At 70.9% G+C, this 16478-nt stretch carries 10 protein-coding genes; 7 read left to right on the top strand and 3 right to left on the bottom strand.

Annotation, left to right across the window (positions count from 1 at the left end; genetic code table 11):
• Positions 1-102: 102 nt before the first annotated feature.
• Positions 103-2532 (bottom strand): membrane-bound PQQ-dependent dehydrogenase, glucose/quinate/shikimate family, encoded by a 2430-nt coding sequence (locus tag ACHWVH_RS13940; RefSeq protein WP_394687394.1) that lies wholly within the window; start codon positions 2530-2532, stop codon positions 103-105.
• A 301-nt stretch (positions 2533-2833) separates the two neighbouring features.
• On the opposite strand from ACHWVH_RS13940, the gene ACHWVH_RS13935 reads away from it, so the two are divergent.
• From ACHWVH_RS13935 to ACHWVH_RS13915, 5 genes are all read left to right on the top strand, one after another.
• Positions 2834-4024, top strand: a complete 1191-nt coding sequence (locus ACHWVH_RS13935; protein WP_394687393.1) for an efflux RND transporter periplasmic adaptor subunit — start codon at positions 2834-2836, stop codon at positions 4022-4024.
• 10 nt (positions 4025-4034) lie between these two features.
• Positions 4035-7163 carry an efflux RND transporter permease subunit gene (locus ACHWVH_RS13930; protein WP_017912444.1) on the top strand — a complete coding sequence of 1043 codons (3129 nt, stop codon included), beginning with the start codon at positions 4035-4037 and terminating at the stop codon, positions 7161-7163.
• Complete coding sequence (locus ACHWVH_RS13925; protein ID WP_267114004.1) at positions 7160-8602, top strand: efflux transporter outer membrane subunit; 1443 nt, start codon at positions 7160-7162, stop codon at positions 8600-8602. The genes ACHWVH_RS13930 and ACHWVH_RS13925 overlap by 4 nt, the downstream gene beginning before the upstream one ends.
• A 618-nt stretch (positions 8603-9220) precedes the next feature.
• Positions 9221-10078 (top strand): PA4780 family RIO1-like protein kinase, encoded by an 858-nt coding sequence (locus ACHWVH_RS13920; RefSeq protein ID WP_017909291.1) that lies wholly within the window; start codon positions 9221-9223, stop codon positions 10076-10078.
• A 270-nt stretch (positions 10079-10348) separates the two neighbouring features.
• Positions 10349-11308 carry an alpha/beta hydrolase gene (locus ACHWVH_RS13915; RefSeq protein WP_394687392.1) on the top strand — a complete coding sequence of 320 codons (960 nt, stop codon included), beginning with the start codon at positions 10349-10351 and terminating at the stop codon, positions 11306-11308.
• A gap of 347 nt (positions 11309-11655) precedes the next feature.
• On the opposite strand, the gene mnmG is transcribed toward ACHWVH_RS13915, so the two are convergent.
• Complete coding sequence (gene mnmG / locus ACHWVH_RS13910) at positions 11656-13545, bottom strand: tRNA uridine-5-carboxymethylaminomethyl(34) synthesis enzyme MnmG (RefSeq protein ID WP_267085562.1); 1890 nt, start codon at positions 13543-13545, stop codon at positions 11656-11658.
• 509 nt (positions 13546-14054) lie between these two features.
• Positions 14055-14576 carry a hypothetical protein gene (locus ACHWVH_RS13905; RefSeq protein WP_043094298.1) on the bottom strand — a complete coding sequence of 174 codons (522 nt, stop codon included), beginning with the start codon at positions 14574-14576 and terminating at the stop codon, positions 14055-14057.
• A 164-nt stretch (positions 14577-14740) separates the two neighbouring features.
• Here ACHWVH_RS13905 and ACHWVH_RS13900 point away from each other — a divergent pair, with 164 nt between their 5' ends.
• Together ACHWVH_RS13900 and ACHWVH_RS13895 are read left to right on the top strand one after the other, a co-directional pair.
• Positions 14741-15700, top strand: a complete 960-nt coding sequence (locus ACHWVH_RS13900; protein ID WP_043094300.1) for a pyridoxal-phosphate dependent enzyme — start codon at positions 14741-14743, stop codon at positions 15698-15700.
• Positions 15685-16299 (top strand): YdcF family protein, encoded by a 615-nt coding sequence (locus ACHWVH_RS13895; RefSeq protein WP_017916239.1) that lies wholly within the window; start codon positions 15685-15687, stop codon positions 16297-16299. The genes ACHWVH_RS13900 and ACHWVH_RS13895 overlap by 16 nt, the downstream gene beginning before the upstream one ends.
• Positions 16300-16478: the final 179 nt, after the last annotated feature.

Genomic DNA, 16478 nt, shown 5'->3' with positions numbered 1-16478 from the left:
TGTCGGCCAACCTGCCGCGCCTCGGTCGAGGCGCTGTGAGGTCTCACGAACGCGGGTCCATCCATTGCCACCGCACGCAGGTGGCAATGGCGTGCCGTTTTCCTACTTGGCGTTCGGCAAGGCGTAGGCGATCACGTAGTCGCCGCGGTCCGGCGATTGCCGCGCGCCGCCGGCGGTGATCACGATGTACTGCTTGCCGGTCTTGGTCGACACGTAGGTCATCGGCCCGCCCTGGCTGCCCACCGGCAGCCGCGCCTTCCACAGTTCCTTGCCGGTGCCGCTGTCGAAGGCCCGCAGGTAGTAGTCCTGGGTGCCGGCGATGAACACCAGGCCGCTCTGCGTGGCCAGGGTGCCGCCCAGCGTCGGCATGCCGACCGGGATCGGCAGGTGCATCTTGAAGCCGAGCGGGCCGGTGTCCTGCACGGTGCCCACCGGCACCTGCCAGGCGATGCTGCGTGTCTTCAGGTCGATCGCGCTGAGCGTGCCGAACGGCGGCGCCTGGCAGGGGATGCCCAGCGCCGACAGGAAGCGGTTCTTGTTGACCGCGTACGGCGTGCCCTTCAGCGGCACCGCGCCCATGCCGGTGTTGACCGCCTCGCCGCCGCTGGAGGCGGCCGCCTTCTCGGCCTTCTGCGGAATCATCTGCACCCACAGCCCCAGGCGCATGTCGTTGGCGAACACCACGTCGTGCACCGGATCGACCGACAGCCCGCCCCAGTTCATGCCGCCCAGCGAGCCGGGGAAGCTCAGCGACACGTCGGTGCCGGGCGCGGTGTACAGGCCCTCGTAGCGCATCTTCTTGAAGGCGATGCGGCACAGCATCTGGTCCAGCAGGGTGGCGCCCCACATGTCCGCTTCGCTCAGGTGCTTGGTGCCGATCTGCGGCATGCCCACCGACAGCGGCTGGGTCAGCGCATACGGTTCGTGGGGGATGTCGGCGGCCTTCACCGGCACCTCGCGGACTTCGGTCAGCGGCTTGCCGGTGGCGCGGTCGAGCACGTACAGCTGGCCGGCCTTGGTGCCGATGATCAGCGCCGGCACCTTGCGGCCGTCGGCCATCGGGAAGTCGATCAGGCTTGGCTGCATCGGCAGGTCGAAGTCCCACAGATCGTTGTGCACGGTCTGGTAGACCCATTTGACCTGGCCGGTGCTGGCGTCCAGCGCGGTGATCGAGGCGCCGAAGCGGTGGTCCAGCGCGCTGCGCTCGGCACCGTACAGGTCGGTGGACGGGCTGCCCATCGGCAGGAACACCGTGTTGGAGGCGGCGTCGTAGGACATCGGCGCCCACACGTTCGGCGTGCTGCGCACGTAGGTCTTGCCCGGCGCCGGCGGCTGTGTGTCCTGCGGATTGCCCGGATCGAAGGCCCAGCGCTGCGCGCCGGTGATCACGTCGAAGCCGCGGATCACGCCGCCGGGCATGTCGGCCTGCACGTTGTCGGCGACGCGGCCGCCCACCACCACCGTGGTCCCGGCCACGGTCGGCGCCGAGGTCAACTGGTAGAACGGATCGGGTGCGGCGCCGAGGCCGGCCTTCAGGTCGACCTGGCCGTTCTGGCCGAAGCTGCTGCAGAACGCGCCGGTGTCCGCGTCCAGCGCGATCAGCCGCGCATCGATGGTGTTGGTCAGCACGCGGCGCCGGCAGTTGGCGCCGGCCGGCAGCGCCGCCGCCGCCACCGGCGAGGCGTTGGCCGCGCTGGGCTGGGCCAGCGGTGCGTCGGCATCGAAGTAGGCCAGGCCGCGGCAGCGCTGCCAGACCGAGGACTGCGCGTTGATCTCGCGCTTCCACAGCTGCCGGCCGCTGCTGGCGTCCAGCGCGATGACGTTGTTGTGCGGGGTGCACACGTACAGCGTCTCGCCGATCTGCAGTGGGGTGGTCTGGTCTTCGGCGCCGTTGCCGTCGCTGAGGGCGATGTCGCCGGTGCGGTAGGTCCAGGCCACCTGCAACTGGCCGACGTTGCCGCGGCCGATCTGGTCCAGCGCGGCGAAGCGGCTGCCGCCGGCGGTGTTGCCGTAGTGGCTCCAGTCGCGCTGCGCCTGCGCCGGGGTCACCGGCACCGGTGCCGGGCCGGGGCCGCTGGCGACCACCGGCGGATGCGGCACGAACATGCCGGCCAGGCCGCCGGCGCAGGCCAGCGCCAGCACCGCCGCCAGCGCATAGGCGCCGCGTCCGCCGGGCAGGCCGCGGGCGCGGCGCAGGGTCGGGTAGACCAAGGCGACCAGCAGCGCCAGCACCGCCGGCATCATCAGCCGCGACACCAGCGGCCAGAACGCCAGGCCCGCATCCCAGTACGCCCAGGCCACGCTCAGCACGAACGCCAGCGCGTACAGCCAGGCGCCGGCCGGGCGCCGCCGCAGCACCAGCAGCGCCGAGGCCACGCAGGCCGCGCCCATCGCCAGGAAATAGAGGCTGCCGCCGAGGGTGGCCAGGCGGATGCCGCCGACCAGCAGCGCCAGTCCGATCAGCGCCAGCAGCAGGCCGACGCTCCACAGCAATATCCGGCCGCCGGCCGACACATCCGATTGGGTTTGCACGTTTTCGATCCTCTGCAGCAGGGTAGGCGCGTGGCGCCCGCGGCCGGCCACGAGGGCGGCGAAGGCGGGCGTGCGCACGATGACATGCCGCGTCTGGAAAGGACGTCGCCACGTTGGGCGATTATCGCATTTGTGTTCGGTAATAGAACGAATGGCGCCGTCCGCCGGTGCGACGCTGTGTGCCGGTTTCCGACGTTTCTCCGACCTTGGTGAAGCCCGTACAACGCACTGTTACAGACATGGTGCGATGCGACACATCCGTGGAGTAGCGTTGCGCGTTTCTTCCCAGCCGCACTCCCCCATGTCCGACCGTTTCCAGGCGCCTCGTCGTCCCGTTCGCTGTGCCGTATTGCTGGCCATTGCCGTGGCCGGAGGCTGCTCCGGCGACAAGCCGGCGGCCGCGCCGCCGCCGCGGGTGGGGGTGCTGACCCTGGGCGCGCGCACGCTGCCGGTGGAGCGCACCCTGGCCGGTCGCACCGTGGCCTACGAGACCGCCGACGTGCGCCCGCAGGTCGGCGGGCTGCTGCGCCAGCGCCTGTTCCAGGAGGGCCAGGAGGTCAAGGCCGGGCAGGCGCTGTACGTGATCGATCCGGCGCCGTACCAGGCCGCCTACGACATCGCCCGCGGCAACCTGGTGCAGGCCGAGGCGGCGCTGGCCAGCGCGCGGCCCAAGGCCGAGCGCACCCGCAGCCTCACCGACATGGACGCGGCCAGCAAGCAGGACGCCGACGACGCGGTGTCCGCGCTGCGCCAGGACGAGGCGGCGGTGGTCGCGGCCAAGGCGGCGTTGCAGGCGGCGCGCATCAACCTCGACTACACCCGCATCACCGCGCCGATCTCCGGCACCATCGGCACCTCCGCCTACACCGTCGGCGCGCTGCTCACCGCCGCGCAGGACGCGGCGCTGACCACCATCCAGCGCCTGGATCCGATCTACCTGGACGTCACCCAGTCCAGCACGCAGATGCTGGCGCTGCGCCGCCAGCTCGACGCCGGGCAGATCCATGCCATCGACGGCAAGGCGCAGGTGCAGGTGCGGCTGGAGGACGGCAGCACCTATCCGCACGCCGGCACGCTGGAGTTCGTCGGCACCCAGGTCAACGCCGGCACCGGCAACGTCACCCTGCGCGCGGTGGTGCCCAATCCCGAACACCTGCTGCTGCCGGGCATGTACCTGCGCGCGGTGCTGCCGATGGCCACCGACCAAGGCGCGGTGCTGGTGCCGCAGCAGGCGGTGACCCGCGACAGCAAGGGCGAGCCGGTGGTGAAGCTGCTGGATGCGCACGACAAGGTGGTGGAGCGGCACATTCGCACCGGCGAGGCCATCGGCCACGACTGGCTGGTGGAGTCCGGGCTCAAGCCGGGCGAGCGCCTGATCGTGGTCAACGGCAGCCGCGCCGAACTCGGCAAGCCGGCGCAGCCGTATCCGGTCACCGCCGCCCAGCTCGATGCCGCGCCGGCGCTGCCGGGCGACGACGCCCAGGCCGACTGAGGACTCCCGCATGTCGCGCTTCTTCGTCAACCACCCGGTGGTGGCCTGGGTCATGGCCATCGTCATCGTGCTGATCGGCATGCTGGCCATCCATGGGCTGCCGGTCGAACGCTATCCGCACATGGCGCCGCCCACCATCACCGTGCGCGCCACCTACACCGGCGCCTCGGCGCAGACGGTGGAAAACACCGTCACCCAGCTGATCGAGCAGTCGCAGCAGAGCCTGGACCACCTGCTGTACATGACCTCCACCAGCGCCTCCGACGGCACCGCGCAGGTCAACCTGGTGTTCGAGACCGGCACCAACGCCGACACCGCGCAGGTGCAGGTGCAGAACCAGTTGCAGTCGGTGATGTCGGTGTTGCCGCAGGCGGTGCAGCAGAACGGCCTGGTCATCACCAAGTCCAGCGGCTCGCTGTTCGAGGTGGTGGCGTTCACCTCCGACGACGGCAGCATGGACAACTTCGATGTCGCCAACTACATGGAATCGAACATCGACGACCAGATCAGCCGCGTCAGCGGCGTCGGCAACATCCAGCCGATGGGCTCGGAATACGCCATGCGCATCTGGCTGGACCCGGAGAAGCTGCGCAAGTACGCGCTGATGCCCTCGGACGTGGAGAACGCGCTGCAGTCGCAGAACACCGACGTGTCCGCCGGCGAGATCGGCGGCCAGCCGGCGCTGCGCGGGCAGCGCCTGGACGCTACCGTGACCACCCGCAGCCGCCTGCAGACCCCGGCGCAGTTCGGCGCGATCGTGCTCAAGAGCGATGCCAGCGGCGCCGCCGTGCACCTGTCGGACGTGGCCAGGATCGGCCTGGGCCCGGAGACCTACGACAGCATCACCCGCTTCAACGGTAAGCCCTCGGCCTCGCTGGGCATCGAGCTCAACTCCGACGCCAACGCGGTGGAGACCTCCAAGGCCATCGACCAGCGCCTGCAGGAGCTCAAGCAGTACTGGCCGCACGGCTTCAACTACCACATCGCCTTCAGCACCACGCCGTTCGTCACCACCTCGATCAAGGAAGTGGTCATCACCCTGATCGAGGCGGTGCTGCTCGTGGTCGCGGTGATGTACCTGTTCCTGCAGAACTGGCGCGCCACGCTGATCCCGACCATCGCCGTGCCGGTAGTGCTGATGGGCACCTTCGGCGTGCTCGCCGCGTTCGGCTACTCGATCAACACCCTGACCATGTTCGCGATGGTGCTGGCGATCGGCCTGCTGGTCGACGACGCCATCGTGGTGGTGGAGAACGTGGAGCGGGTGATGGGTCAGGAAGGCCTGCCGCCGAAGGAAGCCACGCTGCGCTCGATGCAGCAGATCGGCGGCGCCCTGGTCGGCATCGTGCTGGTGCTGACCGCGGTGTTCGTGCCGATGGCGTTCTTCAACGGCGTCACCGGCGTGATCTACCGGCAGTTCTCGATCACCATCGCCGCCTCGATGATCCTGTCGGTGCTGGTGGCGATGACCCTGACTCCGGCGCTGTGCGTGACCATCCTCAAGCCGCTGCACCAGGGCGAGGCGCCGATCGGCTCGCACGGGCGCCTGGGCTGGTTCTTCATCTGGTTCAACACCCGCTTCCGGCACCTGTCCGAGCGCTACCGCACGCTGGTCGAGCGGGTGCTGGGCAAGCGCGCGCTGGGCCTGCTCGCCTATGCGCTGCTGATCGCGGTCACCGGCCTGCTGCTGTGGCGCCTGCCCGGTGCGTTCCTGCCCGACGAGGACGAGGGCATGCTCAACGTGCTGGTCAAGCTGCCGGCCGGCTCCACCCTGGAGCAGACCCTGGCGGTGACCGACCGGCTGACCAAGGCCGCGCTGAAGGACCCGGGCGTGCGCTCGGTGCTGTCCTCGGCCGGCTTCAGCGTCACCGGCGCCGGCCAGAACGTCGGCATGGCCTTCGTGCGGCTGAAGGACTGGGACGATCGCGACGACGATGCGGCGACCATCGCCGACCATCTGAACAAGGCGCTGGCCGACGTGCCCGACGCGGAACTGTTCGTGACCTCGCCGCCGGCGATCACCGGCCTCGGCGACGCCTCCGGCTTCACCTTCGAACTGATGGACTACGAAGGCGCCGGCCATGCCGCCCTAGTCGCCGCGCGCGACAAGCTGCTGCGGCTGGCCCAGCACGATCCCAAGCTGATGAACGTGCGCTACGCCAGCCTGGAAGACGCGCCGGTGTACGCGGTCAAGATCGACGATGCCAAGGCGCAGGCGCTGGGCGTGGACCCGGGCGACATCAACGCCACGCTCAACAGCGCGCTCGGCGGCGACTTCGTCAACAACTTCATCTACAAGGGCCGCATCAAGAAGGTCTACGTGCAGGGCGATGCCGACGCACGCATGGCGCCGCAGGACCTGGACCGCTGGACGGTGCGCAACGGCGGCGGCGACATGGTGCCGATGTCGGCGTTCACCCGCTCGCACTGGACCAGCGCACCGGCCGCGCTGGAACGCTACAACGGCGTGTCGGCGATGGAGCTGACCGGCCAGGCGGTGCCCGGGGTCAGCTCCGGCGCGGCGATGGACGCGATGGCCGAACTCAGCAAGCAGTTGCCGCACGGCTTCGGCTACGCGTGGTCGGACATGGCCTACCAGGAAAAGCTGTCGGCCAACCAGGCGCCGGCGCTGTACGCGATCTCGCTGCTGTTCGTGTTCCTGTGCCTGGTGGCGCTGTACGAGAGCTGGTCGATTCCGTTCGCGGTGATGCTGGCGGTGCCGGTGGGCGTGTTCGGCGCGGTGCTGCTGATGACCCTGCGCGGCCTGGAGAACGACGTGTACTTCCAGGTCGGCCTGCTGACCACGGTGGGACTGGCGGCGAAGAACGGCATCCTCATCGTCGAGTTCGCGCGCGACCTCGAACACCGCGGCGAAAGCCTGCTCGCCGCCACCCTGCACGCGGTGCAGATGCGCCTGCGGCCGATCCTGATGACCTCGCTGGCGTTCCTGCTCGGCGTGCTGCCGCTGGTGTTCAGCAAGGGCGCCGGCTCGGCCGCGCGCCACTCGCTGGGCACCGGCGTCACCGGCGGCACCCTGGCCTCGATCACCCTGGGCCTGTTCTTCGTGCCGCTGTTCTACGTGATCGTGCGCCGGATGTTCCCCGGACCGGCGGTCGCCCACCCGGAGACGCAGGCATGAGCGCGTTGACCCGCATGAGCGTGGCGGTGGCCACGCTGTTGGCCCTGTCCGGCTGCACACTGGCGCCCACCTACGTACGCCCGGCGGCACCCGTGCCGGCCGACCTGGCCGCGGTCGACGTGGCGCCCGCCGCCGGCGCCGCCACCGACACGCTGGCGATGCCGGACTGGCAGCAGGTGTTCCTGGATCCGCGGCTGCGCCAGACCATCGCGCTGGCCTTGCAGAACAACCGCGACCTGCGCGTGGCGGTGCTGTCCATCGACAAGGCGCGCGCGCAGTACCGCCTCCAGCGCGCCGCGCAGTTGCCCTCGTTCGACGCCAACGCCAGCATGAGCCGCGGCCGCAGCAGCGCCGCCAGCAACGACGACGGCGTCTCCCAGGTCAGCACCAGCGACACCCTGCAGGTCGGGCTCAGCAGCTGGCAGCTGGATCTGTTCGGGCAACTGCGCAGTCTCAAGCAGGAAGCCCTGCAGAACTGGCTGTCCAGTGCGGAAAACCAGCGCAACGTGCGCCTGACCCTGGTCGCCCAGGTCGCCGCGGCGTGGCTGACCGTGGGCGCGGACCAGGCGCAACTGGCGCTGGCGCAGCAGACCCTGGACAGCCAGGCGCAGACTCTGCAACTGACCGAGCGCCGCCACAGCATCGGCAGCGCGTCCGGGCTGGACCTGGCGCAGCAGCAGACCAGCGTGGAGTCGGCGCGCGTCGCCGTCGCCAGCGCCGCCACCCAGCTGGCGCAGGCGCGCGATGCGCTGCAACTGCTGGTCGGCGCGCCGGTGGAGGCGGCGCTGCTGCCGACCGCGCAGGCGATGCAGGGCAGCGTGGCGCTGGCGCCGCTGCCGGCGCACCTGTCCTCGGCGGTATTGCTGCAGCGCCCGGACGTGCTCGCCGCCGAGCACACCTTGCAGGCGGCCAACGCCGACATCGGCGCCGCACGCGCGGCGTTCTTCCCGTCGCTGAGCCTGACCGCCTCGACCGGGCGCAGCAGCGATGCGCTGTCCACGCTGTTCTCCGCCGGCAGCCGCACCTGGTCGTTCGTGCCCAGCATCACCGCGCCGATCTTCCACGCCGGCGCGCTGAAGGCCTCGCTGGACGCCTCCAAGCTCGGCAAGGACATCGCCGTGGCGCAGTACGAGAAGGCGATCCAGTCGGCCTTCGCCGAAGTGGCCGACGCCCTGGCCACGCGCGACCACCTGCAGGCGCAGCTGACCGCGCAGCAGGCCCTGGTCGACGCCAGCCAGCGCAGCTACACCCTGGCCGACGCGCGCTACCGCGCCGGCCTGGACGGCCACCTGCCGGTGCTGGATGCGCAACGCTCGCTGTTCGCCGCGCAGCAGGCGCTGATCGCGCTGCGCCTGCAGGACGCCAGCAACCGCGTCACCCTGTACCAGGTGCTCGGCGGCGGCGCCGACGCCCAGGCCCAGGTCGCTGCCTCGCCCTGAGCCGGAACCGAGGCAGCGCGAGGCCGGGCCTGGGCTGGCCTGCGGCGAGCCCGAGGCCGGCAGGCCTGAGCGTGCAGAAGCGTCGCCACGCACGACGCTCTTCTGTGGGAGGGACTTCAGTCCCGACGCAGGACAGTTGGACGCCGTCCAACCGTCGACCAAGGCGAGGCCCTATGCGACATCCCCGTGGCAACCAACACGGCAGCCGCCGTACTGCCGTCTTCATGACGGAACCTGACCGTGCGCAAGCATGCGACGTCCGGTTTCCCAGTGCGGGAGGCGATTCCTGTGGGAGGGACTTCAGTCCCGACGCGACGGCAGTCGAACGCCTATCCAACCATCCACCCAGGCAACGCCTCGCGCGCGTCCTCGCCGCAAACAACACGACAGCCCTGCGCCACCGTCTCGAAAGCTGAACGCGGCGGTACACCTCGGCGGCCGTCGTAGACAAATGCCGGGCGCCGCCGCGCCGCCCAATCGTTCGTCGCACAGGCCGCAAGCCGCGTTGTGCGTATCTCCGGCGCGTTGGCGACACGGTCGACGCCGCTCCGGCACGCCGGGCACCACGCCAGCCTTGGGCCATAATCGCGGCGACTCACTCCAGGTACGCCGCACCCGATGAAGATCCCCCCGAGCCTGCAGCCGCTGATCGACGATGGCGTCATCGACGGCGTGTTGCGCCCGCTCAAGAGCGGCAAGGAGGCCGCGGTCTACGTGGTCCAGGCCGGCGACGACGTGCTCTGCGCCAAGGTCTACAAGGACATGGCGCAGCGCAGCTTCCAGGCCCGCGTGCAGTACCAGGAAGGGCGCAAGGTGCGTGGCAGCCGCCAGGCGCGGGCGATCGGCAAGGCCAGCAAGTTCGGCCGCCGCGAGCAGGAAGCCGCGTGGAAGGACACCGAGGCCAACACCCTGTACCAGCTGGTGGACGCCGGCGTGCACGTGCCGCAGCCGCGCGGCTACTTCCACGGCGTGCTGCTGATGGACCTGGTCACCGACGCCGACGGGCAGAGCGCGCCACGCCTGGGCGAGGTGGAACTGGAACCGGAGCAGGCGCGCGCCTTCCACACGCAGCTGGTCGGCGACGTGGTGAAGATGCTGTGCCTGGGCCTGGTCCACGGCGACCTGTCCGAATACAACGTGCTGGTCGCCGCCGATGGTCCGGTGGTGATCGATTTCCCGCAGGTGGTCAGCGCCGCCGGCAACAACGCCGCCCGCAGCATGCTGCTGCGCGACGTGCACAACCTGCGCGACTGCCTGGGCCGCTTCGCGCCCGAGCTCAACGCCACCCACTACGGCGAGGAGATGTGGGCGCTGTACGAGAAGGGCACGCTGCGCCCGGACAGCGCGCTCACCGGCCGCTTCACCTTCGACACCCGTCGCGCCGACGTGCGCGCGGTGCGCGCCTCGATCGAGGACGCGCGGCAGGAAGCCATCATCCGCCAGCAGGGCCGCGAAGCCGCCGCGCAGGACGACTGAGCCGCGTTCCGGCACGCGGCGCGCAAGTCCATGCTGCGCCGCAATGTTGCGGCGACGCGTGCGCGCCCGGTCGCCAGCGCGTGCTCCAAGCTGCGCAATGCCTCGCCGCGCCTGCATTGCACGCGCATCCGCGCCGTGACGATCGGCCGCCTGCCGCTGACCCGTCGGCTACCGCGCATCGGCGTTCCGGTTCGCTTATTTGCGGAAATGGTTATTGGATATAACAATCCGCCCGACGCCGCTTGCGCAGCCGCCCCGGGAGGGCCACCCATGTATTTCGATCCAGACGTCGTCCGTTTCTTCGCCCAGGCCCAGCAGTCCGGGCAGCCGCCGATGGAGGAACTGCCCTTGCCCCAGGCGCGGGCGATGATGCGCGGCGTCGCCGCGCAATTCGGTTTCCCACGCGTGGAGATGGCCGAGGTCCGCGACCTGCTGGCACCGGGCCCGGCCGCCCCGATTCCGCTGCGCCTGTACCGCCCGCACGGCCTCGACGCCGGCCCCGCCCCCACTTGCCTCTATGCACACGGCGGTGGCGGCGTGGTCGGCGACCTCGACTCGCACGACGACGTGTGCCGACAACTGGCCGCGCGCGCCGGCTGCCAGGTGCTGGCGGTGGACTACCGGCTGGCGCCCGAACATCCGGCGCCGGCTGGCATCGAGGACGTGATCGCGGTGGTGCACTGGGTGGCCGCGCACCCGGCCGAGGTCGGCGCCGATCCGCAGCGCCTGGCCATCGCCGGCGACAGCATGGGCGGCGCCCTGGCGGCGAGCGCCGCGCTGGCCGCGCGCGATGCCGGCATCGCCCTGCGCTGTCAGATCCTGATCTATCCGCTGACCGACGTGCGCCCGGACAATCCCTTTCCCTCGCGCGTGCACAACGCCGGCATCCCGCCGCTGACCGAAGCGGCGATGCGCTACTTCGACCGCCAGCTGCTGCCGGACCCGTCGCTGGCATCGGACTGGCGCATCTCCCCGGTGGTGGCGCCGGACGTGGCCGGCGTCGCCCCGGCGCTGGTGGTGCTCGCCGACCGCGACGCGCTGCACGACGAAGGCCTGCACTACGCGCAGCGCCTGCGCGAGGCGGGTGTGGAAACCCTGGTGCGCGTCCACCCGGGCATGATCCACGGCTTCATCAACATGGGCAGGGTGATGCGCGTGGCCGGCGAAACCCTGGACCTGGCCGCGCTGCTGCTGCGCCATCGGCTGCTGCCGGTGGCCGCGCAGGAGTGAGCCCAACCGCAGCGCGTACCCCCTTCCGGCAATCGCCGCCGGCGCTGGCACGCGCTGCTTCGTCTGGAACCATGTGCCAGTCGCGCGGATGCGTCGGCTTCCGTAGTCAAAGCCCCTCTCCCGCCGGGAGAGGGGTTGGGGTGAGGGTCCGGGAGCGCAGCGCCGCCTCCGGACCTTAGTGCACCATCCGTACCCTCATCCGCCCCTTCGGGGCACCTTCTCCCGAGGGGAGAAGGGAAAAACAAAGGAGCGGCTTCAGCCGCGACGGGGCATTGCCGACACGCCCAGGTCGCGGCTGAAGCCGCTCCTGCGTGGGGGTGCTGCGCGCGATGCGCGTTCGCGACCGATCACGCCACCCGACTGCGCCGCGCCCGCTCCAGGTGCACCAGCAGCAGCGAGATCGCCGCCGGGGTCATGCCGGGGATGCGCTGCGCCTGGCCCACGGTCTGCGGGCGCACGCGCTCGAGCTTCTGCTGCACTTCGGCCGACAGGCCGCGCACCTGCGCGTAGTCGAACGCGGCCGGGATCGGGGTGTCCTCGTGGCGCTGCTGGCGGGCGATCTCGTCGCGCTGGCGGTCCAGGTAGCCGGCGTACTTGATGCCGATCTCCACCTGTTCGGCCACCTGCGCGTCGGCTACGCCCGGGCCCAGCGACGGCACCCGCATCAGTGCGGCGTAGTCCAGCTCCGGGCGCTTGATCAGGTCCAGCACGGTGGTCTCGCGGCTCACCGCCACGCCCAGCGTCGCCGCGACCTCGCGGCCCAGCGCGTTGCCCGGCGTCGCCCACAGCGCACGCAGGCGCTCGTTCTCGCGCGCCACCGCCTCCTGCTTGGCCTGGAACCGCGCCCAGCGCGTCTCGTCGACGATGCCCAGCTCGTGGCCGATGCCGGTCAGGCGCGCGTCGGCGTTGTCCTCGCGCAGCTGCAGCCGGTACTCGGCGCGGCTGGTGAACATGCGGTACGGCTCGCTGGTGCCATGGGTGATCAGGTCGTCGATCAGCACGCCGATGTAGGCCTGGTCGCGACGCGGCGACCACGGCTCCAGCCCGCGCACCTGGCGCGCGGCGTTGAGGCCGGCGATCAGGCCCTGCGCGGCGGCTTCCTCGTAGCCGGTGGTGCCGTTGATCTGCCCGGCGAAGAACAGCCCGGGCATGGCCTTGGTCTCCAGCGAGGCCTTGAGTCCGCGCGGGTCGAAGAAGTCGTACTCGATGGCGTAGCCGGGGCGGGTGATGTGCGCGCGCTCGAAGCCGCGGATCGAGCGCACCAGCTCCAGCTGCACGTCGAACGGCAGCGAGGTGGAGATGCCGTTGGGGTAGATCTCGACCACGTCCAGGCCTTCCGGCTCGACGAAGATCTGATGGCTGGCCTTCTCGGCGAAGCGCACCACCTTGTCCTCGATCGAGGGGCAGTAGCGCGGGCCGATGCCCTCGATCTGGCCGGTGTACAGCGGCGAGCGGTCCAGCGCGCCGCGGATGATGGCGTGGGTGCGCTCGGTGGTGTGGGTGATCCAGCACGAGACCTGGCGCGGATGCTGCGCCACCTCGCCCAGGAACGACATCACCGGCAGCGGATCGTCGCCGGGCTGTTCCTCCATCGCCGCATAGTCCAGGCTGCGCCCGTCGATGCGCGGCGGGGTGCCGGTCTTGAGCCGGTCCACGCCGAAGCGGCCGTCGCGCAGCGCCTGCGCCAGCGCGGTGGCCGGCGGATCGCCGGCGCGGCCGCCGGCGTACTGGGTCTGGCCGATGTGGATCTTGCCGGCCAGGAAGGTGCCGGCGGTCAGCACCACCGCCGCGGCCTCGAAGCGCAGCCCGGTCTGGGTCAGCACGCCGCGCACGCGCTCGCCGTCCATCACCAGGTCGTCCACCGCGGCCTGGAACACGGTCAGGTTCGGCTGCGCCTCGACCAGGCGCCGGATCGCGCTGCGGTACAGGCTGCGGTCGGCCTGGCAGCGGGTCGCGCGCACCGCCGGGCCCTTGGAGGCATTGAGGGTCCGCCACTGGATGCCGGCCAGATCCGCGGCGTGGGCCATCGCCCCGCCCAGCGCGTCGATCTCCTTGACCAGGTGGCCCTTGCCGATGCCACCGATCGCCGGGTTGCAGCTCATCGCCCCCACCGTCTCAACGTTGTGGGTCAGCAGCAGGGTGCGCGCGCCGGCACGCGCGGACGCCAGCGCCGCCTCGGTGCCGGCATGGCCGCCGCCGATCACGATCACGTCATGGCGGTAGAAGGAATCGCTCATCGGGGTCTCGTCGGCCGGCGCGGGGCCGGCGGCAGGGGGCGACACGGGACGTCGCCCAGGGTGTGAACAGGAATTTTAGCGGTTGCATCACAAATTGCAGATCCGGGCCTCAAGTTGGCACGCAATCTGCAGATATTCCCACTGCACCCAACGTGGCAATGCGTCAGGGGCGTATGACTGGAATTGGAACAGGGGCCAGTCACGCGCACGTTGGGGGAGCTGGGGGCCGGTAGTCGGGGGACTACCGGCCCTTTTTTATGCCCGTTTTTCGCCGGTCGCCGGCGCCACGCCAGCAATGGCAAGGCCCCAACGCGAAAAGCCCCGGCGGACCGGGGCTTTTCGTTGTGAGGCGCCGACGCCCGACAGGGCCGGAACAGGGGGGATCCAGATTTCCCTGTCGGACATCGACATAGACGGTGGGGTCGACCCCTTCGGGTCATAAAGCGACGCAGGCGGTCACCCCGTAGGACGTAGAGTGCGTGCTGGGACAGGCGAACGCAAGCCCTTTCTTAGGGTTCGAGTGTGCGACGTGTCCCATTGCTGCGACCCATATTGCCGGGGCGCGGCGCCGGCGGGCGCTGCATGCCCTCGGGCCGCTGCATCGCCGGCCGGGCCGGCTGCATCGATTGCGGCCGCGGTGCCGAATTGAGCGCGTCCGGACGCCGCAGGCGGTCCATGTCGCGCCACGGCGTCGGTACCCGACCACCCACGCTGGGCGGCGGCGACGGCGGCCGCGAGCCGCCGTCGTCCGGCCGCGGACGCGGTGGCGGGCGGTGGCGCGGGCCATCGTAGCCACGGTAGTAGTAATAGGGCACGCCGTACCCGTAGTAGCCGTAATAGGACGGGCCGTAACCGTAGTAGGGCACCGCGCCGTAGGGCGAGTAGTACTCGGAGTAGCCGGCCGGGTAGCGGTATTCGACCGACGGGGCGCCACGGTAGTAGCCACCCTCGCCGCCTCCGGCGTAATCGTAGGTGGCGCAGCCGCCCAGTGCGGCCAGCAGTCCAGCGGCGCAGATCAGGCGCAGTTTCATGGCGTTTGCCCTCCAGCAGGCTGGCTGACAGGTTCGGTCCGTGGCATTGAATCCCCCCTTAACTTCATCGGCTGCACTTGAACGCTTAAGTTGCGCGCAACGACGGCGAACCGGCGCGGGTCGCGGGCGCTGCACGTTGGCGACGATACGCTACCCTTTCGCGCATGGTCTCACGTTTTCTGCCCGAGTTCGGCGACGTCCTGGCGGCCGCCGCACGCATTGCCGCGCACGCGCGGCCAACCCCGGTGCTGCGTTCGCGGGCGCTGGATGCCGCCACCGGCGCGCAGCTGTACTTCAAGGCCGAACACCTGCAGCGCGGCGGCGCGTTCAAGTTCCGCGGTGCCTGCAACGCGGTGTGGGCGCTGGACCCGGCGCAGGCGGCCTGCGGGGTGGTCACCCATTCCTCCGGCAACCATGGCGCGGCGCTGGCCCTGGCCGCGCGCACCCGCGGCATCGGCTGCCATGTGGTGGTGCCGGAGGGGGCGGTCGCCGTCAAGCTCGCCAACATCGCCCGCCACGGCGCCACGCTGTGGCGTTGCGCGCCCAGCATCGCCGCGCGCGAGGCGCTGTGCGCGCAGGTGCAGCGCGATACCGGCGCGACCCTGGTGCATCCCTATGCCGATCCGGCGGTGATCGCCGGGCAGGGCACCGCGGCGCTGGAACTGTTGGACGCCAGCGGCGGGCTGGACCTGCTGGTGGTGCCGGTCGGCGGCGGCGGCCTGGCCGCGGGCAGCCGCCTGGCGCTGTCGGCGCGGGCGCCGCAGGCGCAGCTGCTGCTGGCCGAGCCGGCCGGCGCCGCCGACACCGCGCGCTCGCTGGCGGCCGGCGAGCGCCGCCTGGACATGGTCCCGGACACGCTCTGCGACGGCCTGCGCGGCACCCTCGGCGAACCCAACTTCGCCCTGCTGCACGGCCAGGCCGAGGTGCTGGTGGTGGAGGACGCGGCGACCGTGGCGGCGATGCGGCTGCTGTGGCAGGTGCTCAAGCAGGTGGTGGAGCCGTCCTCGGCGATCGCCCTGGCGGCGGTGCTGGCGCAGCCGGCGCGCTTTGCCGGGCGCCGGGTCGGGGTGATCCTGTCCGGCGGCAACGTCGACCTGGACGCCTTGCCATGGGGCGCGGCATGAGCGCGCGGGGCGGCTTCCGCTGGCTGCGCTGGCTGGTGCGCCTGGCGGCGCTGCTGGGGCTGTGGCTGCTGGGCGTGGCGATCTACATCGTCTGGGTCGGCGACCGCGACCAGGCGGCGCCGGCCGACGCGATCATCGTGCTCGGCGCCGCGGCCTACGACGCCAAGCCGTCGCCGGTGTTCGAGGAGCGCATCCGCCACGGCCTGGACCTGTACCAGCGCGGCTACGCGCCGACCCTGATCTTCACCGGCGGCTTCGGCAACGGCGCGCGCTTCGCCGAGTCGCAGGTGGCCCGGCGCTACGCGCTGCGCCACGACGTGCCGGCCGACGCGATCCTGATCGAGACGGTGTCGCGCACCACCCGGCAGAACCTGATCGAGGCGCGGCGGCTGATGCGCGAACACGGCCTGCACCGGGTGATCGTGGTCAGCGATCCGCTGCACATGGCACGGGCGCTGCGGCTGTGCCAGGAACTGCAGATCGACGCCCTGGCGTCGTCGACCCCGAGCAGCCGTTTCCGCAGCTTCCAGACCCGCTGGCGCTTCCTGCTGCAGGAGCTGTACTTCTTCCATCGCGACCTGGTGGTCCCCGGCGCCTGAACCTGCGGGGTGCGGTACGCAACGGCGCATTCCCTGGTGCCGGCCGCTGCCGAGCGCACCCGGATCAATCGCCACCGCAACGGTCGCGTACACGAGGTGATGGCGAGGCCGGCGCGCGGCCCATGCGGGCCGCGCACGTCATGCAGCCGCGCCATGGCCTGCATCTGGCCGGGCGCGAT

The sequence above is a fragment of the uncultured Xanthomonas sp. genome, assembly GCF_964278005.1.
GTDB lineage: Bacteria > Pseudomonadota > Gammaproteobacteria > Xanthomonadales > Xanthomonadaceae > Xanthomonas_A > Xanthomonas_A sontii.
The sequence above is the reverse complement of the archived record's forward strand: the minus strand, read 5'-3'. Positions and strand labels throughout refer to the sequence as shown.